Raw genomic sequence first — 7,085 nt, forward strand, 5'->3', positions numbered from 1 at the left:
AAAGGAAAGAGATGATTTTGTAAAACTGATCTATGAGATTAACATTTGCTCTGAAAGAGCTTTAGCAATAGCATAGTGCGAAGCACTATGAATAATGATGGCAATTATGGGTTACGCCCTGAAAGGGCAAAAGCCTGATGGCAAAGAAAAGCATCCGGCATATTTTGTATGAGATTCTCTAAGAGTTGTGAACGGTTTTTATTGAGATTTATAGGGAATGAAAATTGCTTTTGCCCTTTCAGGGCAATTCTACCCTATAATCTAACTCATAGTACTTCGTACTATGCTGTTGCTTTTCGGGCTTTCAGCCCTTTTCCTTTTAGCTTTTGTTAGATCAATAATAAAACCCGCTATTTTTTTAGCGGGTTTCTTATTTTGTATTTCTAAAGCTGTTTATTTCAATATTAACTGCATAAAAACCAAATCGAGCCAGTGATCAAATTTATATCCCACCTCGCGAAGGGTTCCGGTGGCGACAAATCCAAATTTTTCGTGAAAAGCAATACTCCCGGCATTATCGGCATCAATTGCCCCAATCATAACGTGATACCCCTGTTCTTTAGCCAGACGAATAAGCTCTGACAGTAACTGAGATCCAATGCCTTTTCCGATAACAGTATCCACTACATATACAGAATGTTCTACGGTATATTGATACCCGATTTTCTCACGGAATTGTCCGTAACTCCCAAATCCCACTACTTCGCCATCCAATTCGGCAATCACTATGGGCAGATTTTTAGCTTTTTTATCTTCAAACCATTTCGTTTGAACGTCAAGAGTCTGAATTTCATAACTATAATTTGCGGTGGTGTGCAGAATCGAATGGTTTACAATATTTAGAATCTTTTCTAAATCATTTGTTGTTGCCGGTCTAAGGTTTAGGCTCATAGTTTTTTGGGTATATGCGATGTTTTTTGAGTGCGACTGCTTGGCAATTATTTTAAAGAAACAGCCTGATGATTCCTAAAAAATATTATTTAGCGTTTAGCTCTTTCAGTAAAGCGTCAACTTCTTTGGGGTTCCAATTCATTTCTTTGGAGATTTCTTTAGCATCCTTAGCATATTGCAAGGCCAGTTTCTTATCTTTTATTTTTTGGTAAAGCCTTGCCAAAAGTAGATTTCCATCGTAAGAATCATTCAGTTCAATAGCATGTTTTATCCATACGATTGATTTTTTTAAACTCTCGGTATCCGAAATATGCTTTAAATAAGTTTGTCCGATATCTTTCAGAGAACTGGCATCATTCCAGACTAACTTTTGGGTGCTTTCGAGTGTAACTTTCTTGTAAAATTGCCATTTTTCGGTTCGTTCTGCCAGAGTTAAGTCAAATTTAAAAACCAGCGAATCTACTTTTTGCAAGCGTATCGATTTTGCAATTTCTCTTTGTTTGTAATAGTTGGTAGTGTCTAAATTATCAACATACGGACGAAGTGATTCTGTGATTATACTTTCGGTCTTACGATCGATACGACTTTGTGAGGCCACAGCAGCAAATTCCTTGTTATGACTTAATACATACTGAAATTCCCTCGATTTGATATCGGTAACCCCATTGGCAATCACTCGCCAGTTGGTTTCGCTAATTAATTGCGCGTCAGATTGTGTATTGAGATAAATATGTGTTGGAATTGATAAGTCAGTACGGTCTTTTCCTTTTTTTAGCGTATTCAGATAGTTGAAAAATTTGTCGACATTAGAAGGATCAGCGAGAAACTCTTTTTCCAGATAGGGCAATTGCAGTTTCGGATTTAAGGCATTATTTACTTCCGTCATAAAAACCTCTTTTTTTAATTCGCCTTTTAAAGCATATAAAAGGGTTTCGGTGGCAGGGTCTATAAACAAAAAGGAAGGTAACGATTTTGTATTGAATTTATTCTTAAGTGCAGTTCCTTCTTCTTTTTCAATATTTTTCCAGACACACACATAATTCTTTTTTAGAAAATCGATCACAGCAGGGTCACTAAAAACTTCTTTTTTCATCAGATTACAATGCGGACACCAATCGGCATAAAGCATTAGAAAAACCGGTTTTCCTTGTGCTTTGGCATTGTTCAGAGCGGTATTATAAGGCATGTCATCAGGAATAAATTGATTTTGAGCCGATGTAGTCTGTAGGGATATAAAAAGAAAGAATAGATATAAGAAACGCATAATCGGTTTGTTTTGGATAGAAACAATCAGTTTTACAAATATATTCCCTTTTTCGGGAAACTCCTTTTAATATCTTCCTATTTATAAGTTAAATCCAATGCGAAGTTTGTAACTTTGTGAGGTTAAAAAAAGAGTTTTATAACTGTAAGTCTCTTTTCAAAAAGTAATACACCATAAGAATGATTTACCCCAAAATAGCGCTTGCACAAAGCATTATCGAAATTTGTTCAGGCAAAGGAATCACTAATATTATTATTTCTCCGGGATCAAGAAATGCTCCTCTAACGATCGGATTTGCTCAAAACCCTAATTTTAACTGTTATAGTATTGCCGACGAACGCTGCGCCGCCTTTTTTGCATTGGGAATTGCACAACAAACCAAAATGCCTACCGCAGTTGTTTGTACTTCAGGCTCTGCCTTGTTAAACTATTATCCGGCTGTAGCCGAAGCATTTTACAGTCAGATTCCACTTATTGTTATTTCGGCAGATCGCCCGCAAAGTAAGATTGATATTGGAGACGGGCAAACCATTCGTCAGGAGAATGTTTTTCAGAACCATTCAGTTTATAATGCCAATCTGACTGAAGAAGCTTCAGTAGAAAACGATTTAAAGATCAACGAAGCCATAGAAGCAGCGATACTTCAAAAAGGCCCTGTTCATATTAATGCTCCTTTTGAAGAGCCCTTATACGAAACCGTTTCCGAACTTTCTGTAGCACCAGCAATTACCCATTTAGAGGAAATTGTCGGAACAACAACTATAGAAAACGAAGCAGAAGTTGTTTCTGTTTGGAATACTTCAAAAAGAAAATTAATTCTTATTGGAGGAATAAATGAAGCGAATTCTGTCGATAAAGAAATTTTGGAAAACTTCGCCAAAGATCCCTCAATTGTAGTACTGACAGAGACTACCTCAAATTTGCATCATCCAAGTTTTATTAACAGTATCGATACTTTAATTACGCCATTTGATGATGTTGATTTTAAAGATCTTGAGCCAGAGGTGTTAATCACTTTTGGAGGTATGATTGTATCCAAACGTATTAAAGCCTTTTTGCGAAAATACAAACCCGAACATCACTGGCATATTGATACTTTACGTGCTTATGATACCTTTAGTGCTTTAACGAAGCATTTTGTAATGGAACCTGATGCTTTTTTCAAAGTGCTGCTTCCAAAGACAGAATTTGCAGCAAGTGATTATTTTTCTAAAATTGATCAAATTTACGATTTAAGAAAAATCAGAAAAGAAGAATATCTGCGTAAAATTACCTTCTCAGATTTTAAAGTATTTGAAAAAGTAATCGGGTCACTTCCTAAAAACAGTCAGTTGCAAATTAGCAATAGTTCAGCAATTCGATATGCACAGTTAATTGAGATTGATCCTTCAATCGAAGTTTATTGTAACCGCGGAACCAGTGGTATTGACGGAAGTACCTCAACAGCAATTGGTGCAGCAGTAGGAAACGATAAAGAAACCGTTTTTATTACCGGAGATATTAGCTTTCTTTACGATAGCAATGCTTTGTGGAATTCGTACATACCTAAAAACTTCAAAATTATTCTAATCAATAATGGAGGAGGAGGAATTTTTAGGATTCTTCCAGGCCATGAAGAAAAACCGGTTTTTAATACCTATTTCGAAACGTCACATCATTTGACAGCCGAACATTTGGCTAAAATGTATAAGATGCCTTATTTTACAGCCACAGATGAAGAATCTTTAACGGGAGGTATTAAGTCGCTTTATGCTATAAACGACGCTCCTTGTATTTTGGAAGTATTCACGCCAACATCTGAGAATGATATTGTTTTAAAGCAGTATTTTAAAGAGTTGGTTTAAGTTGAAAATAGGGCAATACGGAAAGTTGTGGAGTAGTTTGAATAATGATTGTTCTCTTAATTCAAAAAAATATTTAAAGATGATAGGGTTATTTTTGTAATACCTCAAAGTTTTGTGAATCATCAAGAATTTTCTATGAAAAAAGATTTGTCCAAAACTTGTAAGCTACAGAATTAGTTATTCCAAAACTATTGTTCTGAAAGAGCTTTAGCCAGAGCATAGTGAGAAGCACTATGAATTATGAAGGCGATCATTTTCGCCCTGAAAGGGCAAAAGCCCAAATTCAAAGAAAGACAATCTATCGTATTCCGGATGGTATTCTAAAAGACAAAGGGAGGTATTAAAATGTATGCTCCGATTTGTTTGCTTTTGCCCTTTCAGGGCGATATTTCTTGTTTAATTTATACATAGTGCATTACACTATGCTTGTACTTTCAGGCTTTCAGCCTTATAAATTACAAAAGACGCAAAGATTATTTTTATTCTTTGCGTCTTTTTTGTTTTATAATAGTAAGAGAAATTAACGAATCGGAACCGGAAATACCGGTAAACTTGCATGTCCTAAAGCATCAACACTTTGTACGGCAAAAAAGTAATTGTCTTTAGAATAGGGAATTTCGGCCTTGGTTTCTTTCACAAAAAAAGTTTTCTCCCAATGAGACGATGAAGTTTCTCTCATTAAAATCTGGTAACCAAAAGGAATTTGTCCTTCAGGCGCAGTCCAGGCTAAGGTAGAAGAATTGGAAAGTTCTTTTACTTCGATCCCCACGTTTAAAGGTGCTTTTGGTGACCAGGCTAAATTAGCCAGTGTTGCCAGGTTCGAACAAGTATTTTTTCTCAAATAGTCAAAATCCATGAATTCCGGAAGATCACCGTATTGGATACCATTTTCAGTTCTTAAATCCTGATGCTGATGATTGAAATTTTCATTCATTTCGCAGAAACGAACAGCAGTAAAGCCGTTTTGACTGAAAGGAGTATGATCTCCGCCACGAAGAAAACGATCGTTTCTATATACTAATTTCACTTTTAATTGATCTACATACTGCTCTGTAGCTGTTTTAATGTAACGTGCCAATAATCGTGACGGACTATCGTTATCGCGGTTTGTTGCTTTGCGCATCTTGGCTTCTTCTTCAGTTTCTGTAAATGGAATGGTCTCGCTAAATACTCTGATTTGAGTGTTATCTCTTAAATTTGTACCGCTTGAGAGACTATTTCCAATCATATCGTTATTGAGCATCGCTACAATATTCCAGTTGGCTGCTTTGGCTAATTCAGCCAGATGGCGGGCACCATAAAGACCTTGTTCTTCACCAGTTACAGCGACAAAAATTATAGTGGCAGGAAATGATCTTTTACTCATTACTTTGGCCAGTTCGATGACGGCCGCAACACCGGAACCGTCATCATTGGCACCGGGAGCATCAGATTTGACATTCATCACATCCGAAACCCTGGAATCCAGATGTCCGCTGATGATAAGAACACGGTTATCGTTTGGATTGGTACCTTTTAAAGTTGCCATAACGTTTCCAAGCTGACTGTCTTTGGCAATTCGTTTCCCATCAGCTTTTACGTCAAAATAATCGATTTTAGAAGTAAGTCTTCCGCCAGATTCCAAAGCAAATTTATCAAACTCAGATTTCACCCATTGTTGCGCCGCACCAATGCCTTTGGTTTTATTTTTAGTGTCGCTGAGGGTGTGTCTGGTACCGAACGAAACTAATTTATGAATCGTAGCTTCCAGATTTTCGGCTTTGATTTCACCAATCATTTTTTTGATTTCAGGATCTTCTGTAATCTGTGAAGTAGAAATATGAGTAAAAAATAAGAAGGTAAAAATAGAATAGAAAATGGTCTTTTTCATTGGTTTTGGATTAATTATAGGTTCTCAAATGTAACCAAAAGGAATAAATTAGAATAAGATGCAACTGCCTTTTTTTTAATTAGAAACATTTTTAGGATTACCATTTTCAAACTTCGTACATTTGCAGCTCGAAACTTAGCTGTTTAACAGCTTAGAATTTTTAGCATATGATTGAAATAGGAAAATACAATACCCTTACTATACTTCGTGATACCAAAGTTGGCTTGTTTTTAGGAAATCCTGAAAAAGACCCTGAAGGAATTCACGATATTTTATTACCCAACAAATACGTTCCGAACGAGTTTGAAATTGGTGAAGAATTAATCGTTTTTGTTTATTTGGACCACGAACAGCGTCCGGTGGCGACCACTTTAGAGCCTTACATCCTGTTGAATGAATTTGCGCTGTTAAGAGTAAATTACATTAATAACGTAGGTGCTTTCATGGATTGGGGAATGGAAAAGGATATTCTTGTTCCGTTCAAAGAACAGGCCCGTCCTATGGAGAAGGGAAAACGTTACTTGGTGTATTTGTACATGGATGAAAAAACAAATCGTCTGGTAGCTTCAAGTAAAACCAATCAGTTTTTGAGCAATGAGCATCTGACCGTTGAAAAAGGGGAGGAAGTAGAATTAATTGTGTCTCATATCACCGAAATAGGAATCAATGTGATCATTAACGAGAAACACAAAGGATTGCTGTACAAAGACGAGGTGTATGATGACGCCATCAGAACCGGGGACAGAATGCGCGGTTACATTAAAAATATCCGTCCTGATAATAAAATCGACGTTGCATTACAAGTGCAAGGATATCAAAGTATTGAACCTAATGCAGAAAAGATTTTGGACGAATTAAGAGCCAATCGAGGTTTTTTACGTTTAAATGATAATTCGCATCCGGAAGATATCAAAACGGTACTGAAAATGAGTAAAAAAACGTTTAAAAAGGCTGTTGGAGCTTTGTATAAAGAAAAACTTATCGAAATTAAAGAAGACGGGATTTATCTGGTAAAAGAGTAAAAATTCCGATTCATTAAATTCTAAAATCCAAATTTCAATACTAGTATTGAAATTTGGATTTTTTTTTAAGTTTTACTTTCTGGAAAAAGCAGACAGAGTAGAGTATGAAGAAAAAATAGTTTTCATCATAAGAGACAATTTATGCAAAGATTCAATAGAAGAATGTCGAAGGACGATTAAAAAATGAATTATTT

5 protein-coding genes are annotated in these 7,085 nt (G+C 35.9%); 2 read left to right on the forward strand and 3 right to left on the reverse strand.

Translation table 11 applies throughout. The features are described 5' to 3' along the window. Nucleotides 1–393: 393 nt before the first annotated feature. On the reverse strand, nt 394–891 hold the full coding sequence (locus tag JO950_RS20680) for a GNAT family N-acetyltransferase (RefSeq protein WP_202704335.1): 498 nt from the start codon (nt 889–891) through the stop codon (nt 394–396). 85 nt (nt 892–976) lie between these two features. Then, entirely contained in the window at nt 977–2,155 is a 1,179-nt protein-coding gene (locus JO950_RS20685) for a thioredoxin family protein (RefSeq protein ID WP_202704336.1), read from the reverse strand. Between the two features lie 179 nt (nt 2,156–2,334). Between JO950_RS20685 and menD the strand changes: the two genes are divergently transcribed. Beyond that, nucleotides 2,335–3,999 carry a 2-succinyl-5-enolpyruvyl-6-hydroxy-3-cyclohexene-1-carboxylic-acid synthase gene (gene menD / locus JO950_RS20690; RefSeq protein ID WP_202704337.1) on the forward strand — a complete coding sequence of 555 codons (1,665 nt, stop codon included), beginning with the start codon at nt 2,335–2,337 and terminating at the stop codon, nt 3,997–3,999. Nucleotides 4,000–4,519: 520 nt separating this feature from the next. Here menD and JO950_RS20695 read toward each other — a convergent pair. Then, complete coding sequence (locus JO950_RS20695) at nt 4,520–5,869, reverse strand: M28 family metallopeptidase (protein WP_202704338.1); 1,350 nt, start codon at nt 5,867–5,869, stop codon at nt 4,520–4,522. Between the two features lie 167 nt (nt 5,870–6,036). Between JO950_RS20695 and JO950_RS20700 the strand changes: the two genes are divergently transcribed. After that, the gene (locus JO950_RS20700) at nt 6,037–6,891 is read left to right on the forward strand and encodes a S1 RNA-binding domain-containing protein (protein WP_202704339.1); all 855 of its coding nucleotides are present in this window, start codon (nt 6,037–6,039) and stop codon (nt 6,889–6,891) included. Nucleotides 6,892–7,085 lie beyond the last annotated feature (194 nt).

It is taken from the genome of Flavobacterium sp. UGB4466 (assembly GCF_903469665.1).
GTDB classification, from domain to species: domain Bacteria; phylum Bacteroidota; class Bacteroidia; order Flavobacteriales; family Flavobacteriaceae; genus Flavobacterium; species Flavobacterium lipolyticum.

Bases quoted from the DNA above. Each gene is read 5' to 3' on its own strand.
- JO950_RS20680 (WP_202704335.1), bottom strand. From the start codon at position 891: ATGAGCCTAAACCTTAGACCGGCAACAACAAATGATTTAGAAAAGATT.
- JO950_RS20685 (WP_202704336.1), bottom strand. From the start codon at position 2,155: ATGCGTTTCTTATATCTATTCTTTCTTTTTATATCCCTACAGACTACA.
- menD (WP_202704337.1), top strand. From the start codon at position 2,335: ATGATTTACCCCAAAATAGCGCTTGCACAAAGCATTATCGAAATTTGT.
- JO950_RS20695 (WP_202704338.1), bottom strand. From the start codon at position 5,869: ATGAAAAAGACCATTTTCTATTCTATTTTTACCTTCTTATTTTTTACT.
- JO950_RS20700 (WP_202704339.1), top strand. From the start codon at position 6,037: ATGATTGAAATAGGAAAATACAATACCCTTACTATACTTCGTGATACC.